Annotated in this window: 17 protein-coding genes; 13 read left to right on the plus strand and 4 right to left on the minus strand. The window is 39.7% G+C overall.

Going from position 1 to position 23,512, the window contains the following annotated elements; all coding sequences use genetic code 11:
• The first annotated feature begins 156 nt into the window (after positions 1-156).
• The gene (locus ACZZZC_RS11180) at positions 157-765 is read left to right on the plus strand and encodes a Crp/Fnr family transcriptional regulator (RefSeq protein WP_463487232.1); all 609 of its coding nucleotides are present in this window, start codon (positions 157-159) and stop codon (positions 763-765) included.
• Here ACZZZC_RS11180 and ACZZZC_RS11185 read toward each other — a convergent pair.
• A complete protein-coding gene (locus ACZZZC_RS11185; RefSeq protein ID WP_463487233.1) occupies positions 762-1,409 on the minus strand; it encodes a phosphatase PAP2 family protein in 648 nt (215 codons plus the stop codon). The genes ACZZZC_RS11180 and ACZZZC_RS11185 overlap by 4 nt on opposite strands.
• A 68-nt stretch (positions 1,410-1,477) precedes the next feature.
• Positions 1,478-1,987, minus strand: coding sequence for a PPC domain-containing DNA-binding protein (locus ACZZZC_RS11190; protein WP_463487234.1), 510 nt, complete (start codon positions 1,985-1,987; stop codon positions 1,478-1,480).
• A 76-nt stretch (positions 1,988-2,063) separates the two neighbouring features.
• Between ACZZZC_RS11190 and ACZZZC_RS11195 the strand changes: the two genes are divergently transcribed.
• Complete coding sequence (locus ACZZZC_RS11195; RefSeq protein WP_463487235.1) at positions 2,064-2,582, plus strand: very short patch repair endonuclease; 519 nt, start codon at positions 2,064-2,066, stop codon at positions 2,580-2,582.
• Here ACZZZC_RS11195 and ACZZZC_RS11200 read toward each other — a convergent pair whose 3' ends face one another.
• Together ACZZZC_RS11200 and ACZZZC_RS11205 are read right to left on the minus strand one after the other, a co-directional pair.
• The gene (locus ACZZZC_RS11200) at positions 2,583-2,933 is read right to left on the minus strand and encodes a hypothetical protein (protein WP_463487236.1); all 351 of its coding nucleotides are present in this window, start codon (positions 2,931-2,933) and stop codon (positions 2,583-2,585) included.
• A 133-nt stretch (positions 2,934-3,066) separates the two neighbouring features.
• Positions 3,067-4,041, minus strand: a complete 975-nt coding sequence (locus ACZZZC_RS11205; RefSeq protein ID WP_463487237.1) for a Gfo/Idh/MocA family protein — start codon at positions 4,039-4,041, stop codon at positions 3,067-3,069.
• A 269-nt stretch (positions 4,042-4,310) separates the two neighbouring features.
• On the opposite strand from ACZZZC_RS11205, the gene ACZZZC_RS11210 reads away from it, so the two are divergent.
• From ACZZZC_RS11210 to ACZZZC_RS11260, 11 genes are all read left to right on the plus strand, one after another.
• Positions 4,311-4,892: a hypothetical protein gene (locus tag ACZZZC_RS11210; RefSeq protein WP_463487238.1), complete on the plus strand. Its 582-nt coding sequence runs from the start codon at positions 4,311-4,313 to the stop codon at positions 4,890-4,892.
• Positions 4,893-4,966: 74 nt separating this feature from the next.
• Entirely contained in the window at positions 4,967-5,398 is a 432-nt protein-coding gene (locus ACZZZC_RS11215; protein ID WP_463487239.1) for a hypothetical protein, read from the plus strand.
• Between the two features lie 249 nt (positions 5,399-5,647).
• Positions 5,648-7,252, plus strand: coding sequence for a tetratricopeptide repeat protein (locus ACZZZC_RS11220; RefSeq protein WP_463487240.1), 1,605 nt, complete (start codon positions 5,648-5,650; stop codon positions 7,250-7,252).
• A gap of 262 nt (positions 7,253-7,514) precedes the next feature.
• Positions 7,515-10,292, plus strand: a complete 2,778-nt coding sequence (locus tag ACZZZC_RS11225; protein ID WP_463487241.1) for a TonB-dependent receptor — start codon at positions 7,515-7,517, stop codon at positions 10,290-10,292.
• 23 nt (positions 10,293-10,315) lie between these two features.
• The gene (locus ACZZZC_RS11230) at positions 10,316-11,578 is read left to right on the plus strand and encodes a right-handed parallel beta-helix repeat-containing protein (protein WP_463487242.1); all 1,263 of its coding nucleotides are present in this window, start codon (positions 10,316-10,318) and stop codon (positions 11,576-11,578) included.
• Position 11,579: 1 nt separating this feature from the next.
• Entirely contained in the window at positions 11,580-12,656 is a 1,077-nt protein-coding gene (locus ACZZZC_RS11235; RefSeq protein ID WP_463487243.1) for a phytase, read from the plus strand.
• A gap of 669 nt (positions 12,657-13,325) precedes the next feature.
• Positions 13,326-16,460: a SusC/RagA family TonB-linked outer membrane protein gene (locus tag ACZZZC_RS11240; RefSeq protein WP_463487244.1), complete on the plus strand. Its 3,135-nt coding sequence runs from the start codon at positions 13,326-13,328 to the stop codon at positions 16,458-16,460.
• Between the two features lie 12 nt (positions 16,461-16,472).
• Positions 16,473-18,302 carry a RagB/SusD family nutrient uptake outer membrane protein gene (locus ACZZZC_RS11245; RefSeq protein WP_463486035.1) on the plus strand — a complete coding sequence of 610 codons (1,830 nt, stop codon included), beginning with the start codon at positions 16,473-16,475 and terminating at the stop codon, positions 18,300-18,302.
• Positions 18,303-18,310: 8 nt separating this feature from the next.
• Positions 18,311-18,991 (plus strand): DUF3823 domain-containing protein, encoded by a 681-nt coding sequence (locus ACZZZC_RS11250; protein WP_463487245.1) that lies wholly within the window; start codon positions 18,311-18,313, stop codon positions 18,989-18,991.
• 61 nt (positions 18,992-19,052) lie between these two features.
• The gene (locus tag ACZZZC_RS11255) at positions 19,053-20,975 is read left to right on the plus strand and encodes a family 43 glycosylhydrolase (protein ID WP_463487246.1); all 1,923 of its coding nucleotides are present in this window, start codon (positions 19,053-19,055) and stop codon (positions 20,973-20,975) included.
• 15 nt (positions 20,976-20,990) lie between these two features.
• Complete coding sequence (locus ACZZZC_RS11260; RefSeq protein ID WP_463487247.1) at positions 20,991-23,477, plus strand: sugar-binding domain-containing protein; 2,487 nt, start codon at positions 20,991-20,993, stop codon at positions 23,475-23,477.
• Positions 23,478-23,512: the final 35 nt, after the last annotated feature.

Below are 23,512 nucleotides of genomic sequence, written 5' to 3' on the forward strand. Positions count from 1 at the left end.
TCATTGGATTTTATTGGAAGAATTAAAATTTTCCAAAACGTTCATCTTCAAGAATATCTCCTAAATAATAGTTTAAGTCATCATATTTTGTTTGGAAAATCTACTTACAAATAATACATTGCAGTAGAATTACCCCTAACTCTAAATTTTGTTTCTATGAGCCATATTAAAGATGACGGCGAGCGCTTGATTGAATTTTTAAATAGCCTTCATCCCCTTAGTAAGAAGGTAATTGCATTGGCTCGAAAAAAAACCTTTCAAATTATTGTCAAAAAAAATGAGCTGATTCCGAGTATAAATAATACTGGTGAGGAATGCATTTTTATTGTCCTAAAAGGTATTGTTAGAGGATTTATTTTAGATAATGGAAAAGATATTACTACTGTAATAACTGATGAAAATAACATAGTAGGCCACGTTCGTAATCCTGGAATGACTCACTCTGTTTATGAGGAACAGTTTCAAGCACTAGAAAATTCTGAATTATTAGTTTTAGAATATTCTTTTATCGATGCACTTTACAAGAAATATCCCGAAACGAATATTTTGGCAAGAAAACTACTTGCGCTTCATTTCAACATGTCGCAAGAGCGCTCTATTTTGTGCAGAATACCGTCGGCAGAAGTAAGATACAATAAGTTTAGGCTCGGTAATCCGAAACTGAAAAACCGCGTGCCAGTCAAATTCTTAGCTACTTATTTAGGAATGCGAATAGAAACATTAAGTAGGATAAGGAAAAAGGAAAAATTGGAATCAGCTGCCTAATTCGGGTCTATACTTGTGTTTTCCTTTTTAAGATAGAAGTAGCACAATGGGAACAGGCATATTAAGCCTAGTAAAAATCCACCTAAGGTATCAGTAAACCAATGTGCACCTAAATATATCCTCGAGGGTGCAATAAAGATCATCAGAAATGCAGAAAAATAAGTGACAACGTTCCGGGTAGTTTTCGGAATAGTAGTCAGGCGGTCCATCAAAAAAATCAGAAAACCAAAAAACAGTACGTAAGACAGCACATGCCCACTCGGGTAACTTTGAAACCTATTTACCTCCACTAAACGAACATAGAATGCAGTAGGCCGTGGGCGGTTGATCAGATTTTTGATCGCCAGAATAATCAGCCCCGACACTAAAATAGAGGCGATGTACAAGCCTTCACGTTTATATTTTTGCCAATAAAAAATAGCTGCAACCACCAGAACAGATAACAACGACCAGGGCAATTCGCCAAAAAAACTGATAGCGAGCATTACCTTATCCAGCCAATCTGCTTGGTACTGCTGGATAAATAAAGAAGCCCGAGTATCAAATGGCAATATTGGGTTATGATCAATAAAAATACTTAAAATGGTGAAAGCCAGAATCAATAGAAATAAGATGATAAGACCTGTATTACGTTTTAATTGCATTTAAGATTGGTTGAATGTTTCAAAACTATCATTTTCCAATGATTGCCAAACACTTTTTATGCAAAAAGTTAATTACTCAGGTTTAAAACATTAGCACCCAGGGTTTCTTCTTTTACTCTTTCTAATTTCTGTTGGTGTACAGTGATAGTTATTTCTACCGATCCGGTTCCTACTGTGGCAGAGAGCAAATGCCCGCCATAGGCTTTAAAATCTTTTCCAGTTACCGTTCCATGAGTATGTAGTGAAGGTTTACCATTTTGCCAGGCTATGGAGCCACTCATGCTTGCCAATTCTACACTCTCAAATTCTTTAGGCTCATATGCCTTCGTTTTGAAGTTGAAGAAACCAAATTTCGCATTTACGAAACCCATTCCCGAATAACTTGCACTTGGAATGCTTTCTTTGAGGGCAAAATTCTCCAGTTGTGCCAATACATCATCACCCTGGCGCAGCACCATAAAAAACCCTGTAGGCGTTTTGATATATCGTTTTGTAGTATCCTGTTGCGGTTTTTGAGCGAAAGTGCTTGTACTTATTGCAAGTATAAGTGATAAGAATGAATAGATAAAATTTTTCATGGAACTGAATTTTATTAGAAACACATGCTATAAAGAGATTGTTTGCACCGGCTGTAGTAAACAATACCCTATAAAAATGAGTTTATCAGTTATGGATAGAAAGCCATACAACAATAAGGAAGCGATAAAAGTTCCTCGCTTTGAAGAAAGTGCAGGTTTTTACACCACGCCGGGCAGAAGCAAAAATATGGCGAAAATTGGTGCGAAAAACAGCCTGCCCGAATTGTTGTTACGTAAAGCACTTTGGGCAAAACACATCCGCTTTCGCATTCATCCCAAAAGTTTTCCTGGTAAGCCCGATATAGTGATTAATAAATATCGTTTGGCCATTTTTGTTGATGGTGATTTTTGGCATGGCTTCGATTGGGAGAATAGAAAAGCTGTAATTAAAACCAATAAGGGGTTTTGGATTCCAAAAATCGAACGAAATATACAACGGGATCAAGAAGTAAACGAACTGCTCAGCGCAAAAGGTTATACAGTAATGCGCTTTTGGGAGCATGAGGTTAAAGAGAAGTTATCGCTTTGCGTTAATCAAATCGCCTTATTTATTGAAGCTGCAAAATTGGGTGTGATTCCCATTATCAGTGATTAATTACTTCACAACAATTTGCTTGGGTTCAGTAACAACGATTTGATACTTGCCCTTAAATTCGGTAACCACACCCGTTACACAGATATTGTTGCCCATAAACATCGAAGCCGGTTCAGAAGTAAATTTGGCTTGGTCTTCTTTATTAACCACAATAGTTAACAGCTCTTTAGGGTAAGCACCGCCAAGATTTATCAGGCTTAACTTTTCCAATGCTTTTGTTCCGTACACAGAATCACACACGCTGACACTTTTACCCACATATTGTGCTGCATCTTTAGCTAAAATTAAGGTTTGGCTTTTTGCTTTGTAAGCAGTGATGCAGATGAATAAAATAAGAGATAAATTTTTCATAATAGATGGATGATTGGGTGGCAACAAGCTTTTAGCAGTTGTTTGGTAGCACAAAGTTAAATATCGGCAGCTTATAAAACAATGTGTTTGTGTAAATACCGCGATATACTATCGATAGGGCGATGGCTCATTTTTATTTCGATGTAAATCCGTCTAACAGTTCCATTGTTTTGATGGCTTCTTGGGCACTACATGGGTTTTCTGCTTGATCGAGAAAATAGGATACGACTTTTTCGATCATGGGTTGCTCTACATGTTGAAGCGCTTCGAATTTCAGTGTTTCTGTTTTTTCGTTGATAGTCAAATTTATCTCATGCCCAAACATTGGGAAGCTTATCTTTCCTTTTGATCCATAAATTTCGCAGATGTCTTCGTTCGCTCCGTTGGCAACCGTAAAACACCAAACGCCGGTAAATACAATGTCGTTTTCAAATAAAATATGCCCGGTAACCAAATCATCTACGTTTTCTTCTCCAGCCTGGTTAACTGAAATGCCATGAAAACTTTTGGTGTTGCCAAAATAGTAAAGCATTAAGTCGAGTTGGTGCGGCGCTAAATCATGGAATAAACCACCTCCTGCAACAGCAGGATTCAGGCGCCAATTTTCTTCTGCCTTTGCAATTAAATCGTTCTGTTTGGGTTGCAGCATTTTCAAATTAACAAAGCGGATATCACCGATGGAATGCTCTGCCAACAAAGATCTAATTTTTAAGAAGAGCGGCTGTTCTCTACGGTAATGTGCCACGGTTAATTTTACGCCATATTGATTAGCAGCGGCAGCCATTCTTTTAGCGGCCTCGGCATTTATAGCCATTGGTTTTTCTACATAAACAGGTTTTCCAGCTGCAAGCGCCTGAATGGTGTATTCCTCATGTTGAAGTGGGGGAGTAGCAATATACACGGCATCTACTTCGGGGTCGTTAATTAAATCCGTTGCATTGTCGTACCATTTGGCTACACCATGCCGCTTGGCATAATCTGCAGCCTTTATGGCATCTCTTCGCATTACCGCAACCAGCGATGAGTTCGGAACTTTATTAAAAGCAGGTCCGCTTTTTACTTCTGTCACATCGCCACAACCAATAATGCCCCATTTAATGTGTTTCATATTGTAAGAATGATTTGGGATGAAGATAAGGATTTAAGGTCAATTGATGCATGTAGATGATTTTATAAAGAAAATCAATAGGGGTAAAAATCCCATTAACGGTTAGGTTGATTAATGGAATTATGAGTATGGTTCGTTCACTCGAAGAAGAAAGTTGGACGCGAATATTATACCATATCCAGCGAATGATAAACCAAACACGTCAAATACCAATCATTCCGTAAATGGAAAATAATAATCTCCATCTTTAATCAAGATCTATGTAGCTAATGAAAAAACTCAAATACGCTCTTTTGTTTTTGGCGACGTTTTTAACATTGACCGTTTTTGCGCAAAGCACCCGGAAAATTGTAAAAGATTTTGATGGTGACTTAAAGAAGGACACTATCCGTATTGATGGTGACCGGAAAGCATTGGTTTTGCGGTTATCCACTCAGAAATATAAAATAGTAACTAGCAAACCTATTGACTACCTAAATTTTGGCAATACGTTAGTGGCTACCAGAAATGGATTTGAATTTTGGAACAACTATGACCGTTCAGGTTTCATCAGCGTTTTTTTATATAGCAAAACGGCTAAAAAAATGCAACTGGTGCTAATGCGTAGAACGGATGATGTGCTCGGCAGAGACCATCCCAATGAAGGGCTTTTTGAGTCTAGCATCAATTTGTTAACCAACAAATATGTTGGAGTAATTAAAAGAGACGTAAAAGGTAAAACATTAACGACATTGATAAAATCTGAAATTACCTATCCGAAAACTTATTTAGAGACGTTCGGCGACGCCATTAATTTCGACTATCAGGAACAATGCATTGCGAAATACGAGAAGTTTAATTCAAAGAAGTAGATTTTAGCTGCAAATTTAGCTTGAGCACACACAACTCATCAACATAAATATCAACTTTTAATCGATTATTTATTATGAAAACAGTAAACAAAATTTTTCTTTCGCTCGCCACTGTAGTTGCATTAAGCGCTTGTAATAATGATAAAAAAGCTCCAGGGAACGCTCCAAAAAACCCAAACACCGAATTGGAGGCGAATAAAGTAGATGTAGATGAAGCGATGAAAGGCATGCCAACATTTTCTTCACCTGAAATTCAAAAGGAAGCACAAGAATGGTTTACTTATTTCAAAGAGGGCATGAAAGAAGCACAGCAGAAAGCAAAGCTGGCTAATGGAGATCAGGCTAAAATGAAACAGATAGGGAAAGAAATGGCTGAGAAATTTGCACCATGGAAAGAAAAAATAGCGGCTTTAAAAATCAAAATGAATGCTGAAGATAAAGTGAAGTTTGAGCAATATGGAACTAAAATAGCACAAGACATCGTTGCGCAGGCACGACGAAATTAGTAAAAGCACATGATGATTTATTGGCTGCTGCAATACTAAACTGCAGTGCGCCAGTAAATCATTAAAAAAACTAATTCTACGGCGATTCCATCAATTGTAAACTATCTATCTCAGGCAACAACAATATTTCGTAGATTGGATACCAGATTCCAATATTTACGGCGAATCGCTCCATTCAACCATATTTTCTTTTCCGTATTAATCTTAATTTAACACAGCTGATCGTTCTTTGTCGAAAAATCAATCAGCATGAAAATTTACTTTGCTACCTGCCTCCTGTTACTCTGTTTTTCGCTGGGTGCTTTTGGGCAAGATGTAGGATTCGACAGCATCCGAGATACCATTCCTCAAAAACCAATTGAATCGCTTACAGAACTCAAAAAGAGATATGCTGCATCCATCGAGCAGCATGATGTATTCTTGGAAGGAGAATGCTTACAACAAATGGGCAGGATATGTTATCGACAAGGACATTTTAGACAAGCATTGGACTTTTTTTTAAAAGCAGAGAAAATCTTCAATACCAATAATAAACCTTTATCACTTGCAGATAACCTGAGTGATATGGGTATTTTGTATTATTATCTTAAGCAGCCAGAAAAAGCCATGAAGAATTACACCTTGGCGCTGAATATTTATAGAAAGCAGCATTACGCTAAAGGTCAGGCAACGGTATATGGCCATATTGGCCAGCTTTATGAAAAGCGTAGGTACTTTGATAGCGCATTTATTTACCAGAAACTGGCGCTAAAAATCATTGAAAAGACAAATGATATCAGCGGAGCGGCGAAGATTTACGAAAATCTGGGTAGCATTTATGAAGATCTCGAAAAATATGATCTGGCGGGTAGCCAGTTTAAAAAATCGCTCAGTTTGTATCAGCAGGATCGAAATGAATTGGGCAGTATTGAAGTGATTAACAACTTAGGAGATATCCTGCGCAAAACCGGGCGATATAAGGAAAGTATTGTGGAAACCAGGGTGGCGATGCAACTTGCCGGCAAGTTGCGGAATGCTTATCAGCTGGCTTCTTGCTGCAGGGATATGGGCAAAGCATATGAGCTGTTAAACCAAATGGACAGCGCTTACCACTATATTCAGTTAGGCTATAAGTACACTTTGGACCTATATTCAGAAGATGGTGCCAAACAAGTTGCTTTTTTACAGGTGCTTTATGATATCAATAAAAAATCGGATGAGATTAATCAATTGCAGGCTGATAAAAAGATCAACCGTATCCTTGCTTTTTCTGCAACTGTAGTCATACTGTTACTTGTTGTACTTGGATTTGTTATTTTTAGCAGGCAACGCTTTAAATTAAAAGATCAGAAAATGCTAGCCAGGCAAAATCAAATTGAGCACGATTTGACCAGCCTTGAACTTAAAAATCTTCAGCTGGAAGAGCAAAATTTAAAACAGCAACTGGAAGTAAAAAGCAGGGAGCTATCTACGCATACCCTAAACCTGATTAAAAATAATCAGTTCCTCGATAACCTTCGCAATACCTTGCAGGCGATGGTAAAAGACGATAAGCGAGATCAGAAAAAACAGATGAACCAGATCTTGACTGAAATTAACCAAAGCTTCAATCATGAAAGAAATTGGAAGGAATTTACGGTCGCTTTTGAGCAGGTTCATCATCAGTTTCTGGAAAACCTAAAGAAGTTTAGCCATGAACTTACTTCAGCCGATATGCGTTTAATTGCCTTGCTGAGAATGAATCTGGATTCGACTGATGTAGCCAGCTTACTGGGTATTTCCACCGATAGCTTACGAGTTTCGAGATATCGGTTGAGAAAAAAACTAAATCTGGCGCAGGGCGATAATTTATCCGCATTTATACAGGCACTTTAATCGTTACATCAACGGTCTGAAAAATTATGTTTTGAGCTGATTTTCTCTGCTTAACAATTTGTTAATGTAACGGTAATAAAAGCATAACGGCGTTTTGGGTTAGTGTTATGTATCTGATTAACAGTTATTTGTATTATGGTGTTGCTTTTTTATATACGCTGTTGTTAACGGTGTTGCCTTTATGTAACCCCGAAAGTTTTTCTGTATCGAAGTGTGTACACACCTTTGCTCCGTCAAGAATAAAAAACACTTGACCAAACAAATGAATAAACTTTTACGAATTCTGTTTTTACTCCTTATTTGTGCCGGCACCGCTCAGGCAACTAAAATAAAAGGGCACGTTTATGATAAGCAAACCGGAGAAGCAATAGTTGGTGCCACAGTAGTGCTTGAAAACCCGAGACGAGTAACCAACACCGGTTTGGATGGAACATTTGAGTTTAAAGGAATGGTAACGGGTTCGGCTAAAATTAGCGTCAGTTACATCACCTATCAAACCATCACGAAAACAATTATGGTGGAGAAAGAAGATAATGAGCATTTGAAGTTCTATATGGAAAGCGATTCAAAAGCCCTTGACGATGTGACCATCAAATCCAATGTGGTCAGTTCTACCGATCAGGGTGCCCGCAGATTGGAAAAAAATGCAACCCAAATCATGAATATTGTTTCTGGAAGAGCAATTGAGATCTCGCCTGATTTAACAGTGGCGAATGTGATGCAACGGGTTTCTGGCGTTTCCATTGAACGGAACAGTAATGGAGATGGGCAGTATGCCATCCTTCGCGGGATGGACAAGCGGTATAACTACACTTTGGTAAATGGCGTGAAGATTCCAAGTCCAGACAATAAATACCGTTATGTGCCTCTTGATTTGTTTCCTTCAGATTTGCTTGATCGTTTGGAGATTTACAAAACCTTAACCCCAAATTTAGAAGGAGATGCAATTGGTGGCGGTATTAACATGGTGATGAAGAACGCACCTGGTAAATTTCAATTGAATGCCAACATTGCATCTGGCTATAGCCAACTATTTATCGACAGAAAATTTGCCAGTTTTAATTCCTCAGATATCAACTATAAATCCCCTTATGAGTTGAACGGAAAAAATTATAACGCTACGCAAAACGATTTTACAAAGGCTACACTGGACTATAAATATAAAAACCCGGCACCTAATTTAATTGGTAGCCTATCTTTAAGTCAGAGATTTTTAGATAATAAGCTGGGTGTGGTACTGGCCGGAAGTTATCAAAATACCTACCGCGGAAGCAACAGCACTTTTTACAATACAGCCGTAAACGGGACCGACGCCTTTGCAGTGATTACCAATAAAAGCTACAGGGAATTCTCAGAACAGCAGCAACGCACCGGTTTACATGGAAAAGTCGACTATGTTTTCAACAAAAATCACCAGTTAAGTCTTTACAATGTGTACGTTAATTTGAAAAACCAGCAGCTTAGAGATGCAGTGACCACAACCTATAATGGTGTTTACAATCCAACTGCAGGAAATGCCGAACTGGTTTACAATACCCGTAGCCGTTTAACCGAGCAACAAATTTATAACAGTACACTTCACGGCGACCACAAATTTTTTGATGAGAAATTTAAAGTTCAATGGTCAGCGGTTTATTCATCTGCAAAAAATGATGTACCGGAAAATACCAGTATCAGTTTAAATGGCATACAGCAAAATTTCCAGAGCCGCCGTTTGAGTTTGGTGAATACCTCGCCTGTCAATCGCAGATGGGAACGCAATACCGACGAGGATTTAGCAGGATACCTGGACTTAGGCTACCGTTTTGATATCGGTGCTGACAAATTAGAAGTTATGGCTGGTGGTTTATACCGGGATAAACAGAGAAGTAGCTTTTTCAACAATTATACTTTGGCCCCAAATGCTGCCGACGCAAGTAAAGTTTACGGTGTTGATTATCAAAACTACACCGAGCTTAATTTAGTGGTCAGCAACCCAACAGGTGCGGTGGCCAATCCACTTACTTATGATGCAACCGAAAAAATCTCAGCAGGTTATGGCATGTTTAAGTATACAGCGGCTAAGTTAGAAGTTACGGGAGGTGCAAGGGTAGAACACACCAATCAAGGCTATAATCTGCTTTTCCCTGCCGGCGAGACTTTTCCAAAAGGGCAACAAGTTTATACAGATGTGTTGCCTAGCTTAACGGCTAAATATTTTTTAACAGATAATGCACAGTTGCATGCTTCCTATTACAAAGCGCTTAATCGCCCAGGCTTTTACGAAATTGTGCCAGGCAAAGTAGTAAATGAGGAATTTCAGGAACGTGGAAACCCTGATTTACAACGTGCGCTTGCCGATAACTTTGACTTACGTTACGAACTTTTTCCGGGCGCATCAGAACAATTGCTTGTAGGCGCATTCTATAAACGCATAAAAAATCCGATTGAATACACCTTCCGGGCAGATGCTGTTCGCGGACAGGACATTTATTACACTCCTGGCAATTTTGGAACCGCTAAAAACTATGGTGCAGAGGTAGATTATATCAAATACTTCAGTAAAATAGGAGTAAAGGCAAATTACACTTATACCCATTCAAGCATTACCACACCAAAAACAACCAGAACGATTAACCCTACCACTGGCGATATACAGGCACTTTCGGTTGACCAGAAACGTCCACTATACGGTCAATCTGAACATATTGCCAATGCTTCTTTACTATTTAAGGATACCAAAAAAGGCTGGGATGCGCAGATTGCCGGAGCTTATACAGGTCCGCGGATCAACACGGTTTCTCAGTTTTTAAACAATGATTTATGGCAAAAAGGCTTCATCCAGATGGATGCTTCGGCCGAGAAAAGGTTTAAAAGCGGCATTAGTGTTTTCGTAAAGGCAAACAATATCTTAAATACGCCAACGAAGCTATTCATCAAAGGAACCAATCCTGAGAATAACAAGATCAATGAAGATTTGGTAAAGAATGGAAATACATTGGTGAGAAGTGATTATTACGGCCAGAATTATCTGATCGGCTTTAGATACAAGTTTAATTAAGCTAAATTTTTAAAAATAAAAACATGAAATCAAATCAGATTTTTAAATTGTTAATGCTTGCCCTGCTGGCACTTGCCGGCTGCGAAAAAGCAAATATCGATGTGGATACTACAGTTGTCGATGGTTCGGCGATTGGAGAAGTTTCAGGCGTATGGGCAAAAGGAAGTACCCAGGTAATTAAGGGTGATATCGTTATTCCGGAAGGAAAATCGCTCACCATTGAAGAGGGGGTAACGGTATTGATGGATACCCTTGCTAAGCCGGAAATAATAGTAAAAGGTAATTTGTACGCCTTAGGCACTGCCGAAAATCCAATTAAGTTTACGGTGAATGAATTTTATAAAACTGCACAGAAGAAATTTGGTAAACTCTGGGGAGGTATTTTAGCAGGCCCAACCTGCGAGGAGCTGGTGTTGGATCACGCCGTTATTGAATATGCAGGTTCAATCACTTCTGATGCATCAACATCAGTAAAAATGGGATTATACAAGGCAGTTGCCGGAGAAAATTTACCAGCGTTATGGTTCTCTAATGCAAAAGGAAAGCTAGTGGTGCAAAATACTGTGTTCAGAAATCTTCAGGAAGATTGTACTTACATTGAGGGCGGAAAAATCATTTTCGCGAATAACGTATTCTACACCACAGGGGTTACCGGTGGCGAAGCGATGAATTTCAAATCTGGTTGTTTAGCCGATATCGCTTATAATCTGGTTTATAGTACAAATACCAATGCACTGAAACTTTCGAATACCGGAGATAAGACGCCACAAACCTATATCATCATTTACAATAATACTTTGGTAAATACAGGCTGGAGAAGACCAACAGCCAAAGGCGGTTCTGTTTGGGTGGAAAGCACCGTTCGTGCCGATTTGTACAATAACCTTTTTGCCAATACCCGTTTTGGGATAAAAAGAGATCCTAAAAAACCTGAAGATGCCCGCTCTGCTTACAGCAATAACTGGTATTATGGTTTTGATCAGGTAACGGTTAATCAGTTTCAGCCAGGGAGCAATGATGTAATAGGAGGAAAAAATGATGTAATTAGTAAGGTAGCGGGAGAAAATGATCCCAAATTTGTGAATTATCCGCTAAATACAGCGGTGAACAATGCTGATTTCAATACCTCATGGGATTTCCACCTGCAAGGTAATTCGCCGGCATTGGCAAAAGGCGTTACCAATTTTACCCGTCATCATGCGGCAGGTATCGTAATGAAAAACGGTATCACTTACATTTCACCAGCACCATCTACCTTTGTTGGCGCATATGGAACTAAAAATTGATATGAAGAAAACGAATATCATAAATGTTGCTACAGCCGGCCTTTTATGCCTGATCCTTTCCTGTAATGGAACCGCCCAACAGGTAGATCAGGATGCAGTAAAGCCGCTCTATATATCCGATCCTGTTGATTTTGATACCGACGATCCTGCGATCTGGGTGAATGCGAAAGACCCGGCGCAATCGTTAGTTATTGGAACAGATAAAGATACCAAAGGGGGCTTATACGTTTTTGACCTCAAGGGAAAAATTATCCCTGCAAAAACTGTTAAAGGTTTAAAAAGACCTGATAATGTAGATATTGCTTATGGACTTGATCTCGGTGGGAAAAAAACTGATATCGCGATAACTACAGAGCGTTATACACATAAGCTGAGAATTTACAGTCTTCCAGATATGAAACCAATTGATGGTGGAGGAATACCAGTTTTCGAAGGAGAAACCCAGGCTGAGTTCAGGGATTTAATGGGTATTGCAATGTATACTAGCGCTGACGGGAAAATTTATGCGGTTGTTGGCCGAAAATCAGGGCCAAAAGAGGGCGGTTATTTGTGGCAGTATTTGTTATCAGATAATGGTAAAGGAAAAGTAAAAGCAACCTTGGTAAGAAAGTTTGGAAAGTACAGTGGTAAGAAAGAAATTGAGGCCATTGCGGTAGACAATGAGCTTGGATATATTTATTATTGCGATGAGCAGTTTGGTGTGCGTAAGTATTATGCGGATCCAGCAAAGGGAAATCAGGAACTTTCCTTATTTGGGCAAGGCGATTTTGCTGTGGACAATGAAGGGATTGCGATTTATAAAACCAAAGGGAACAATGGCTACCTTTTAGTTTCAGATCAAGGTGCCAGACAGTTAAAAGTTTACAACAGAACTGGTCAGGCTGGCGCTGTGAATAAACATCCGCTAATAGCCACCATTAAATATGCTGCAAATCAAACTGATGGAATTGATATAGTTTCAGTACCATTGAATGCCGACTTTAAACATGGGCTTTTGGTGGCGATGAGCGATGATAAAACCTTTCATTTTTACCGATGGGAAGACCTTGCAGGGAAAAAGTTGGATGTTAATCCTTAGATATTTTTACTCATCATGTGATAGTGGATTCGTCGAATTTCAGAAATTGAAAGATAAGACGATAGAATTTTTAAAGTACCGTTTCTATTAAGAACAAGGCAGGTTATTTACAAAAATAACCTGCCTTGTTTTTATAAACGAGCTTTGGTTTGAGAGGATGGTTCGCAAAGGAATATTACGCAGCTATACAATTAACTGATCCTGTAACCAAAAATGTATTAACGACAGGTCAATACGTAAGTAAACTCCAGAAATCGATCTGTCATCAAATGTGATGAAACCCTTATATCACATTTGCTTCTCTATAAAAACTAATTTGAGAATCGAAAGCAGATTTTATTTATAAATATTGCTAAAACAATCCATACAGTGCTTTTTGACTCCTTTTGACGAAAAATTAAATGTTAATTGACGGATATGTGTATGTCCGTGCCTGATTAAATCAGTTAAGTTTGATTTCGAAAACCAATTATAAATCCTTTCATTGATGAGCAGCTATCCTCCACAACTTACGAGGCTAACTCACCTTTTTTGATTTGATATTTCCCAAGGGATTATCAAAACGAAAGAAATTAATTTGATCGTTTCTCGAAACGAATTCGAATGTCATCAACTGTAACCGGACGAATAATCGCTATTCAAACGCTTATACTTTAAACCAAATATAATATGAGAATCCTGAAAATTTTCTTTTTCTGCGTAATGTTATGGGGTATTCCCACATATTCATTTGCACAACGTAAGATTTCCGGACAAGTACTAACCGAACAAAATGAGCCTCTTCCGGGAGTAACTATTTTGGTAGAAGGTTCTGTTCCGAGAGAAATCACAACTACAGATGCCGATGGCCGATTCCAGCTTACGGCAACCAAAGGTACCTTACTGGTAACGTACATCGGGTACAAAAATCAACGCATTACGCTAACCGACAAAATGCAATTAAATATTGTGTTGCAAAGCGATGATCAGGGTTTGGATGAGGTTGTTGTAGTGGGTTACGGTAAACAATCTAAACGGAACATTACAGGTGCGGTAAGTAATATTAAAGCTGAAGATATTGTACGTACTTCTTCTACCACTGCTGCTGGTGCGCTTGCCGGAAAAGTACAGGGTGTATCGGTTCGGGCGAAAGATGCTCGTCCGGGCAGAGGCGCAAGTATCGAAATCCGGAATATGGGTAACCCATTGTATGTAATTGATGGGGTAGCTTATGGTGGTGAAGGTGGTACGGATTGGGTTGGTACCCAGAATGCATCTGGTGCCGATATTTTTAACGCTTTAAACCTGGAAGATATTGAAAGTATTTCTATTTTAAAAGATGCTGCAGCAGCTGTTTATGGCTTTCGTGCAGCAAAAGGTGTAGTTTTAATCACTACAAAAAAGGGCTCGAGAGATGAAGTAGCCAAAATTAACATTAACGGCTACCAAGGCTGGCAAAACCTAACGCGTTTTCCTACCATGGCCAACGCAGCGCAATATACCCGAGGATTGGTAGAGGCGGCTCAGAATGATCCGAACGGCAACCCTACGCAAGTATATACACGTGAAGAGTTGGCGAAATGGCAAGCCGGAACCTTACCAGGTTATCAGGGTTATAATTATGAAGACATTGTACTTCGTAAAAATATCCCTCAACGTTACATCAATGCAAACGTATCTGGTGGTGCCAAAAAATCAAACTATTTCCTTTCTGTTGGTCACTTAACGCAGGATGCCGTAATTAAAGATTTTAACTACAAACGGACCAATCTGCAAGCCAACATGGAGGCGACTATTTTAGAAGGTCTTACTGTGGGGGCACAAATTTCTGGCAGACAAGAAAATACGCAAGATGTTGGTTTGCCTGGTGGCGACGGTTATTTTTCATCGATATTGTCCATTTTCAAAAACAGACCAACTGTTGGCCCGTATGCCAACGATAATCCACTGTATCCTAATCAAACAAATGAATTTGCCTATAATCCTGCTATTTTTAGTAGAGATATTGCAGGTTATAAAGACAATAAGTACTTAAGTGGAAATGTGAACTTAACTACATCTTATAAAACTAAGTTTGGTTTATCTGCTAAAGGAACGGTTTCGTATAATTACACGAATAATAAGTTCGATGGCTTCCAATATACTTATGACGTATATCGCTACGAAAACAACAACTATGTTCGAAGCAATGGAACCAACTCTGGCTGGAGATACAAAACTGACCGTGTTGCAGTATCACGCTTCGCCCAATTTCAGTTAGATTATACCAAACAAATCGGAGATCATAATTTCTCTGTAATGGCTGGTTACGAACGTTCTGACTGGGACAGAACCTACAATGCGATTGGTTCAAATCCAACCAACAACTACATTCCTTTGGTTAATCAGGTTGCAGAATTAAACAGCATCGCTGATGGATGGTCGTACGAGGCGAGAGCAGGATTTATTGGTCGTTTCAATTATAACTACAAAGGCAAATACCTTGTTGAGGTTTTGGGTCGTTATGATGGATCTTATTTATACTATGAAGGTAAAGAATGGGGTCTTTTCCCAGGCGCCAGTTTAGGATGGAGAATTTCTGATGAGCCATTCTTCAAATCAATAAAAAATGTAGTTAACGATTTAAAATTGAGAGCTTCTGTTGGCCAAACGGGTTTAGAAGAGGGTGTTGGAATGCTTGATTATTTATCTGGTTATAACTTCGGTTCGGGAAGCGCTATTTTAAATGGTACTTTTTATCCAGGTATTCGCCCAAAATCACTTCCGATAAGAAATTTATCATGGGTTAAAAACACCAATTACAATATCGGTATTGATGTAGGGATGTTCGATAATAAACTAACCATTACTGCTGATGCCTTTAAGATTATCCGTACCGGCTTCCCTGGAAAAAAATATGATGTTTTATTGCCAAGTGAAGTAGGTTATGAGTTGCCAAACGAAAATTTAGGTAAAAATGGCTACTACGGTGCAGAGGGTATCATTACTTATAGTAGCAAAGTTGGCGACTTAAATTATGTAGTGAGTGGTAACGTTACTTTCTCGAGGTTCAAAAACCTTGAATCGTACAAACCACGTTTCAGCAACTCTTTGAATGAATACAGAAACTCTGCCGAAGATCGTTGGGGTGGTGTATGGTGGGGCTACCAGGTAATTGGTCGTTTCCAATCAGAAGAAGAAATTCGTAACTATCCGGTTAATAATGATGGTAATAATAATAGAAACCAATTGCCGGGCGATCTTATTTACAAAGATGTTAACGGTGACGGAATAATCAACGAAATGGATGAGCGTCCGATTGGTTATCCAACAGGATGGGCACCAATGATCACCTTTGGTGGAAGAATCGGTTTAAACTACAAAGGAATTGATTTGAATGTTGATTTTGCTGGTGGCGGCATGCAGTCGTGGAACCAGGATTATGAATTGAGAAACGCTTTCCATGGTGGAGGTAATTCGCCGGCCTATTTATTAGAAGATAGATGGCACCGCGAAGATCCTTATGACAGAAACAGTAAATGGATTCCGGGATATTATCCTGCAATACGTAATGGAAATAGCGGTCCAAATGGTAGAAATAGCGATTTCTGGTTAACGAATGTACGGTATTTACGGGTTCGGAATTTAGAATTGGCTTACACACTGCCTCAAACCATTTCGCAGAAAATTAAAGCGCAAAAAATCCGCGTTTATGTAAATGGCTCAAATCTGATTTCTTTCGATAATGTGAAAGATTACCAGATTGATCCGGAAATTGAAGCAGCAGCGGCGGTAGTTTATCCTCAGCAAAGAGTATTTATGGCTGGTTTTAATGTAACCTTTTAACAAAGCAAAAAGATGAAAAAATTATATATAGGTATTGTGGTTTCCTGCTTATGGCTTAGTAGCTGCAAGCACGATGAATGGTTTCAACGCGAATCTAAAACAACCATCACCGATGAACAATTGTGGAACGACCCTAAACTTGTTACGTCGCAATTAGCAAATTATTACGATCGTTTACCATCCTTACATGGCGTGTTTAACACTGGCGGTATGACCGAGATTGACGATGCCATGTGGTCTGGCACACGAGATCAGAATGGGAAAAATGATTTTCAGTACGGAAGTGATTATGGCCGCTACTGGGATTATGGGCTAATTCGTGATTTGAACCTTTCGCTTGAAAGCATAGAGCAGTTCAGTATCAAACTTACTCCTGAACAGAAAAACCTTTTCAAAGCAGAAATGCGCTTCATGCGGGCTTTTGTTTATTTCGAGATGGTGAAGCGGATGGGTGGAGTGCCTTTGGTTACCAGACAGCTGATTTACGATTTTAGTGGTGACCCGACGCCTTTACAAACTCCAAGAGCTAAAGAACATGAAGTTTACGATTTCATTTACAGCGAAATGGAAGCGATTAAAAATGATCTGGCCACCAATAATGGGATCAAAACCCGGGCAAACAAATATACTGCGCTGGCGCTAGAAAGCAGAGCGATGTTATATGCGGCGTCGATTGCAAAGTACAACAGCTTGATGGCTGCGCCAATTAGTACTCCTGGTGGCGAAGTTGGCATTCCAGCTGCTATGGCTACAGATTATTACAACAAATCGTTAACGGCCTCAAAAGAAATTATGAGCGGTCCTTTTGCTTTGTTTAATGAAAACGCAGATAAGGGCGGTAATTTTTATGACATGCTGAATAAAAAAACCGGTAGTGAGGTAATTTTTGCTAAAGACTTTGCGGTTGGTTTAAAAGTGCATCGTTTTACTTACGATAATATTGTGAAAAGCATGACGGAAGACAATGAGGCTTCTTCAGCAATATCGCCTTCTCTAAGTCTGGTAGAAAGTTTTGATTATCTTGATGGAACCAGAGGAACTTTACGTGATAAAGATGCAAATGGAAATTACATCGCTTACAGTAACCCTATGGATATTTTTGCTGGAAAAGACGCCCGTTTATTTGGAACAGTAATTTACCCGGGTACTACATTTAAAAGCAGTCCGGTAAGGTTACAGGCAGGTGTTGCCGTTTGGAATAACACTTCCTATCAACTATCTACTTCGGCCGAGCTGGGTAAAAACTATACCGATGGCCAAACCTGGACAGGGTTTGACGGGCCGAAAGATGACGCTGTTGACGTAAGTAATACAGGATTTTACATTCGCAAAATGGTTAGCGATGCGCCAGCTGCAAGCACCAGAGGTACATCTGCAGCAAATTGGTGGCCTTGGTTTCGCCTGGGCGAAATTTACCTGAATGCTGCAGAAGCTGCTTTTGAATTAGGCAGACCAGAAGCCCTAGGGTATGTAAACTCAATCAGGGCAAGAGCTGGTTTTCCGGCAAATAGCCTTAGCGCATTAACCAATAACATCATCCGTAACGAACGCCGTGTAGAGCTTGCTTTTGAAGATCACCGTTATTTTGATTTGAAGAGATGGCGTATTGCCCACCTGGTTTGGGATGGCTCAGAAACTGATCCAAATGCAGTGGTTATGGGCTTGTATTCTTACCGGGTTATACGTCCTGGGCATCCAGATAATGGCAAATACATCTACGCAAGAGTACGACCAACACGTTTCAGACGGGCAAGGTTTTTCCGTATGACGAATTATTATTCATCAATTGCACAAGATGTTTTAAACAACAATCCAAAAATTGTTAGAAATCCTTTCCAATAACACAAATTATGAAACTAAAATTTTTAATCATATTTACTGCAGCTTCCAGCCTGTTTCTGGCGGGCTGCGGATACGATAATTTCGATGCGCCAGAGCTTACCTTATCGGGTCGTATAGTTTATCAAGGTAGTGCTCTGAGTGTAAGAAATAATGGACCACAGCTCGAACTTTGGCAAGATGGCTTTGCGCTGCGTTCTCCCATTACGGTTTACATGCAGCAGGATGGAAGCTTTTCTGCTAAACTGTTTGCAGGTCAATACAAATTGGTACGCCGGGCAGATGCGCCATGGTTGCAACAGGCAACAGATACTGTTCGCGTTAACCTGACTGCTAATATGAATCTTGATGTTCCGGTAACACCATATTTTACCATAACAGGAGAATCTTTTGAGAAATCAGGAACCAGTATTATTGCAAAATTAGTTGTGAATAAGGTGGTGCCTACAGCCAATTTAGATTTTGTACGCCTATATCTAGGCAAGTCGATTTTAACCGATCAGGTACAACGGGAAGTAAGGGTAGATGCCAGTTTAGGCAATGTAGTTTTAGGGCAGCAACTGCAAATTTCGTCGGGCGCTTTGCCTGATAACTTAAAAAATCTCGACTTTGTTTATGCCAGAGTAGGGGTTAAATCTACCTCGGCTGGAGAATATATTTATTCGCCGGTACAAAAAATTAGCTTAAAATAAATTAAATTAAGTGCTGGAAATACTCCTCCTTGTATTTTCAGCACTTTCTATTGAAAAATTGATGATATCCCACAAACTACAATTCCGAATCTTCTTTGTTGCGCTGCTGCAGCTTTTTTCACCATTCAATCTTTTTAGTCAACAGTACAAGGCAGGGCCTGCCGATAAAGATTATGCAGGTTATTTGTTTGTGTATTTTAAAGGCAACGCCGTAAACGACGAAGCACTTTGTTATGCCATCAGTACCGATGGATATAACTATAAAGCTTTAAACAATAATCAACCGGTACTAGCGTCTGATAAAATCAGTTCTACTGGTGGAATCCGAGATCCTCATATTCTTCGCGGCGTAGATGGTAAAACCTTTTATATGGTGCTTACCGATATGACTTCTTCAAAAGGTTGGGATTCTAACCGGGCAATGGTGATGCTTAAATCAACTGATTTGGTGAACTGGAAACATTCCATTGTTAATATTCAGCAACTTTATAAAGGACAGGAAAATTTAAAACGGGTTTGGGCCCCACAAACCATTTACGATCCATCAAAAGAAAAATATATGGTTTACTGGTCTATGAAACACGATCAAGGACCTGATATCATTTACTATGCCTATGCCAATGATGATTTTAATGGCTTCACTTCAGAACCAAAAGTGCTCTTCACGCCGAAAAATGGTAAGTCTTGTATCGATGGAGACATCACCAATAAAAATGGTTTATTTTATCTCTTTTACAAAACTGAAGGGAATGGAAACGGGATAAAATTGGCCATCACCGATTCGTTAACGAGCGGGAAATGGATTGAGCAGGATGGATACAAACAGCAAACCAGAGATGCGGTGGAAGGTTCGGGCGTTTTTAAACTAAACAATTCTGATAAATATATTTTGATGTATGATGTTTATGGAAAAGGGAAATATCAGTTTTGCGAAAGTTTAGATTTGGATAAGTTTAAAGTAATCGATCATGAAGTAACGATGGATTTCCATCCAAGACATGGTACCATTATTCCACTTTCACGTCAGGAAATGCTTAATGTTACTGCCCGTTGGGGAACACCGAAAGGAATGGAATTGGCTTTTCGTAAAAATCCGATATTAGATGGTTTTTATGCTGATCCAGATGTAATTTATTCTAACCAGACAAAAAAATATTACATCTATCCAACCAGCGATGGCTTTGATGGATGGGGCGGATCTTATTTCAAAACTTTTTCATCTCCTGATTTAAAAACCTGGACAGATGAAGGCGTTATTTTAGATTTGAAGAAAGATGTGAGTTGGGCAGACCGAAATGCCTGGGCGCCAACAATAGCCGAGAGAAAAGTGAAAGGAAAATATAAATATTACTACTACTTTACCGCTGCGCAAAAAATTGGTGTTGCCGTTGCCGATCATCCTGCTGGGCCGTTTAAAGATTCTGGAAAACCATTGGTAAACTTCAAACCAGAAGGCATCAAACGTGGTCAGGAGATCGATCCGGCGGTATTTACTGATCCAAAAACAAAACGAAGTTATTTGTACTGGGGAAATGGCTACCTGGCTGTAGCAGAACTTAACGATGACATGATTTCGTTAAAGCCCAACAGCATTAAAACCTTAAACACCGATAAGACTTTCAGGGAAGGTTGTTATGTATTTTTTAGAAAAGGAACATACTATTTTATGTGGTCAGAAGATGACACGCGAAGTGAAAATTACCGTGTTCGTTACGGAACATCTAAGTCTCCACTTGGACCTATCGAGATCAAAGAAAACAATCTGATTCTACAGAAAGATCCATCAAAAGGCATTTACGGTACTGGCCATAACTCGGTGCTCCAGGTGCCTGGGAAAGATGAATGGTATATCGTTTACCATAGATTTAATTATCCAAATGGGATCACAATGGGCGATGCAGCAGGTTTTAATCGCGAAGTTTGCATCGATCAGATGTATTTTGATGCCGAAGGAAATATTATACCAGTGAAGCCTACACTATAAACAATAATGAAACTAATGAAAAAATATACCATGTTTTTTTTGGCTGCAATCCTGTTGAGCCTGAATACTTTTGCCCAGCCAGGTTTCGGAAAAGCTGAAAAAATTAATGATAACTGGCGGTTTCATCTTGGAAACATTGATGACAAAGCAGCCTTGGAAGACAATGGGAAATCGTGGAAGAATGTACAGCTGCCGCACGATTGGAGCATTAAACAACCATTAAGCCCAACGTTGGCCAGTGCTACCGGTTATCTCCCGGGAGGCTTGGGCTGGTATCAGAAACAGGTTATCATTACCAAAGAAGATCAGGGGGAAAAGTTTTTCATCTATTTTGAGGGGGTTTACAATCGAAGCGAAGTCTTTATCAACGGACAATCAGTTGGTAAACGTCCTAACGGCTATATTTCATTTGCATACGAAATAACGCCGTTTTTAAAATTCGGCCAGGAAAATAAAATTCAGGTTAAAGTAAATCATACACAAGATGCCGACTCTCGCTGGTACACCGGCTCTGGCATTTATCGTGATGTATGGTTGGTAAAGGCGAATCCGGTTCATTTGGAGCAATGGGGCGTTTATGCCTTCGCCACGGTGCAAGGCGCTAACGGAAATTTGAAAGTGCAAACCACGTTGAACAACGAAATGCCAACAGCGGCCAAAGTTACCGTGATTAATGAGTTACTTAACCAGAACGGTGCAGTGGTGGCTAAAAAAGAAGCAAGGGCAAATTTAACGGGACAATCCAACCTCGAACTGTCGGTTGATTTGAAAGTTAATCAGCCAAAAATATGGAGTATCGATGAGCCAAACCTTTACACCCTTCGAACCACGGTAGTTCAGGATGGTAAAACAATAGACCAAACCAGTACTATCACTGGCTTTAGAGATATTCGTTTTAATCCTGATCATGGCATGACGCTAAATGGTAAGGCACTTAAGGTAAAAGGTGTTTGTCTGCATCACGATTCAGGCGTTTTAGGTTCAGAAGTTTACCCCGAAGTTTGGCGACGCAGGTTGCAAACTTTAAAAGGTCTCGGTGTAAATGCCATTCGTACCAGTCACAATCCACAGGCTTCATCGCTTTACGCATTATGTGATGAGCTAGGTATTCTGGTTTTGAATGAAGCTTTTGACGAGTGGGAATTCGCCAAGAGAAAATGGTTGCAGGGCTGGAATGTCGGTACTCCAGGTTTCCAGGGTTCTTTTGATTATTTTAAAGAATGGGGCGAAAGAGATTTAGCAGATATGGTAAAACGCGATCGGAATCACCTTTCTATCTTCGCATGGAGTATCGGCAACGAGGTTGATTATCCTAACGATCCATATTCTCACCCGATTTTAGCCGGTGCAAAAGAAGGTGGATTTACACAGCCCATTTTTGGAGGCTACAAAAAAGACGCCCCTAATGCCATGCATCTGGGTGATATTGCTAAAAAGCTTGTTGCGGTGGTTAAAAAATACGATCCATATCGTCCGGTTACAGCGGGTTTGGCTGGCGTAGCAATGTCTAACGAAACCGAATATCCTGGAGCGCTTGATATTGCAGGATACAATTATACCGAAAGCCGTTACCAAACCGATCACCAACGCTATCCGAAACGTGTTCTTTTTGGTAGTGAAAACCGTCATGATTTTGAAGCTTGGAAAGCCGTTCGTGATAATGAACATATTTTCGGTCAGTTTTTATGGACGGGTATCGATTACCTTGGCGAATCTGGCCGTTGGCCTGCCCGTGGTTTTTATTCGGGTTTGGTTGATTTTGCCGGTTTTGTTAAACCACGCGGATATTTCCGCCAGGCGCTTTGGTCTAACAAGCCAATGGCTTACCTGGGTACTTATCCGCTTAAAGATGGTGGAAATGCTCAAGATGCCTGGTCGCTTTTGGAGTCTGGCCAGGGAGCGAAAAAAGATATTGCACCATCAATGGATGCCTGGCCAATCTGGAATTACCAGGAAGGGCAGCAAATTCGGGTGGTTTGTTATACCAATGCTAAAAAAGCAAAATTAGAACTCAACGGCAAACAGATTGGAGAAACCAAGCCATACGATGATAAATATGGGATCATTTATTGGGATATACCTTATGCAGCTGGTCGTTTAGAAGCGGTAGGGCTTGATGAGAATGATAAAGAAATCAACCGGCACGAATTACAAACAAGCAAAAACCCATACGCCATCAAAATCCTACAAGGCTCAGAAATGAAGGTTAAAGGAAATAAAGGAGTTGCGCAAATAGAAATTCAAATTGTTGATGAAAACGGCGTCGGCGTAGAACTGTCGGATAATGAAATTACCTGTCAAATTGTTGGCAATGCAAGGTTATTAGGGATGGAATCTGGAAACAATAGCGATATGGGAGACTATACCGACAACCGCCAAAGGGTTTTTCACGGTAAAATGGTTGTTTATGTACAAGCGACTGGAAAAGCTGATGATGAGGTATTGGTGAGGTTTAGTTCTCCATGGCTTAATAAAGCCGGCGTTAAAGTTAAAGTATTTTAGAATAACTATAATTTAATTGTAGGTGATTAGGTATA

The organism is Pedobacter sp. AC212, assembly GCF_979258625.1.

Coding starts and splice junctions, on each gene's coding strand:
- ACZZZC_RS11250 (WP_463487245.1), top strand. CDS start 18,311: ATGAAACTAAAATTTTTAATCATATTTACTGCAGCTTCCAGCCTGTTT.
- ACZZZC_RS11240 (WP_463487244.1), top strand. CDS start 13,326: ATGAGAATCCTGAAAATTTTCTTTTTCTGCGTAATGTTATGGGGTATT.
- ACZZZC_RS11190 (WP_463487234.1), bottom strand. CDS start 1,987: ATGAAAAATTTTATCTATTCATTCTTATCACTTATACTTGCAATAAGT.
- ACZZZC_RS11200 (WP_463487236.1), bottom strand. CDS start 2,933: ATGAAAAATTTATCTCTTATTTTATTCATCTGCATCACTGCTTACAAA.
- ACZZZC_RS11215 (WP_463487239.1), top strand. CDS start 4,967: ATGAAAACAGTAAACAAAATTTTTCTTTCGCTCGCCACTGTAGTTGCA.
- ACZZZC_RS11255 (WP_463487246.1), top strand. CDS start 19,053: ATGATATCCCACAAACTACAATTCCGAATCTTCTTTGTTGCGCTGCTG.
- ACZZZC_RS11235 (WP_463487243.1), top strand. CDS start 11,580: ATGAAGAAAACGAATATCATAAATGTTGCTACAGCCGGCCTTTTATGC.
- ACZZZC_RS11230 (WP_463487242.1), top strand. CDS start 10,316: ATGAAATCAAATCAGATTTTTAAATTGTTAATGCTTGCCCTGCTGGCA.
- ACZZZC_RS11185 (WP_463487233.1), bottom strand. CDS start 1,409: ATGCAATTAAAACGTAATACAGGTCTTATCATCTTATTTCTATTGATT.
- ACZZZC_RS11225 (WP_463487241.1), top strand. CDS start 7,515: ATGAATAAACTTTTACGAATTCTGTTTTTACTCCTTATTTGTGCCGGC.
- ACZZZC_RS11220 (WP_463487240.1), top strand. CDS start 5,648: ATGAAAATTTACTTTGCTACCTGCCTCCTGTTACTCTGTTTTTCGCTG.
- ACZZZC_RS11260 (WP_463487247.1), top strand. CDS start 20,991: ATGAAAAAATATACCATGTTTTTTTTGGCTGCAATCCTGTTGAGCCTG.
- ACZZZC_RS11180 (WP_463487232.1), top strand. CDS start 157: ATGAGCCATATTAAAGATGACGGCGAGCGCTTGATTGAATTTTTAAAT.
- ACZZZC_RS11205 (WP_463487237.1), bottom strand. CDS start 4,041: ATGAAACACATTAAATGGGGCATTATTGGTTGTGGCGATGTGACAGAA.
- ACZZZC_RS11245 (WP_463486035.1), top strand. CDS start 16,473: ATGAAAAAATTATATATAGGTATTGTGGTTTCCTGCTTATGGCTTAGT.
- ACZZZC_RS11195 (WP_463487235.1), top strand. CDS start 2,064: ATGAGTTTATCAGTTATGGATAGAAAGCCATACAACAATAAGGAAGCG.
- ACZZZC_RS11210 (WP_463487238.1), top strand. CDS start 4,311: ATGAAAAAACTCAAATACGCTCTTTTGTTTTTGGCGACGTTTTTAACA.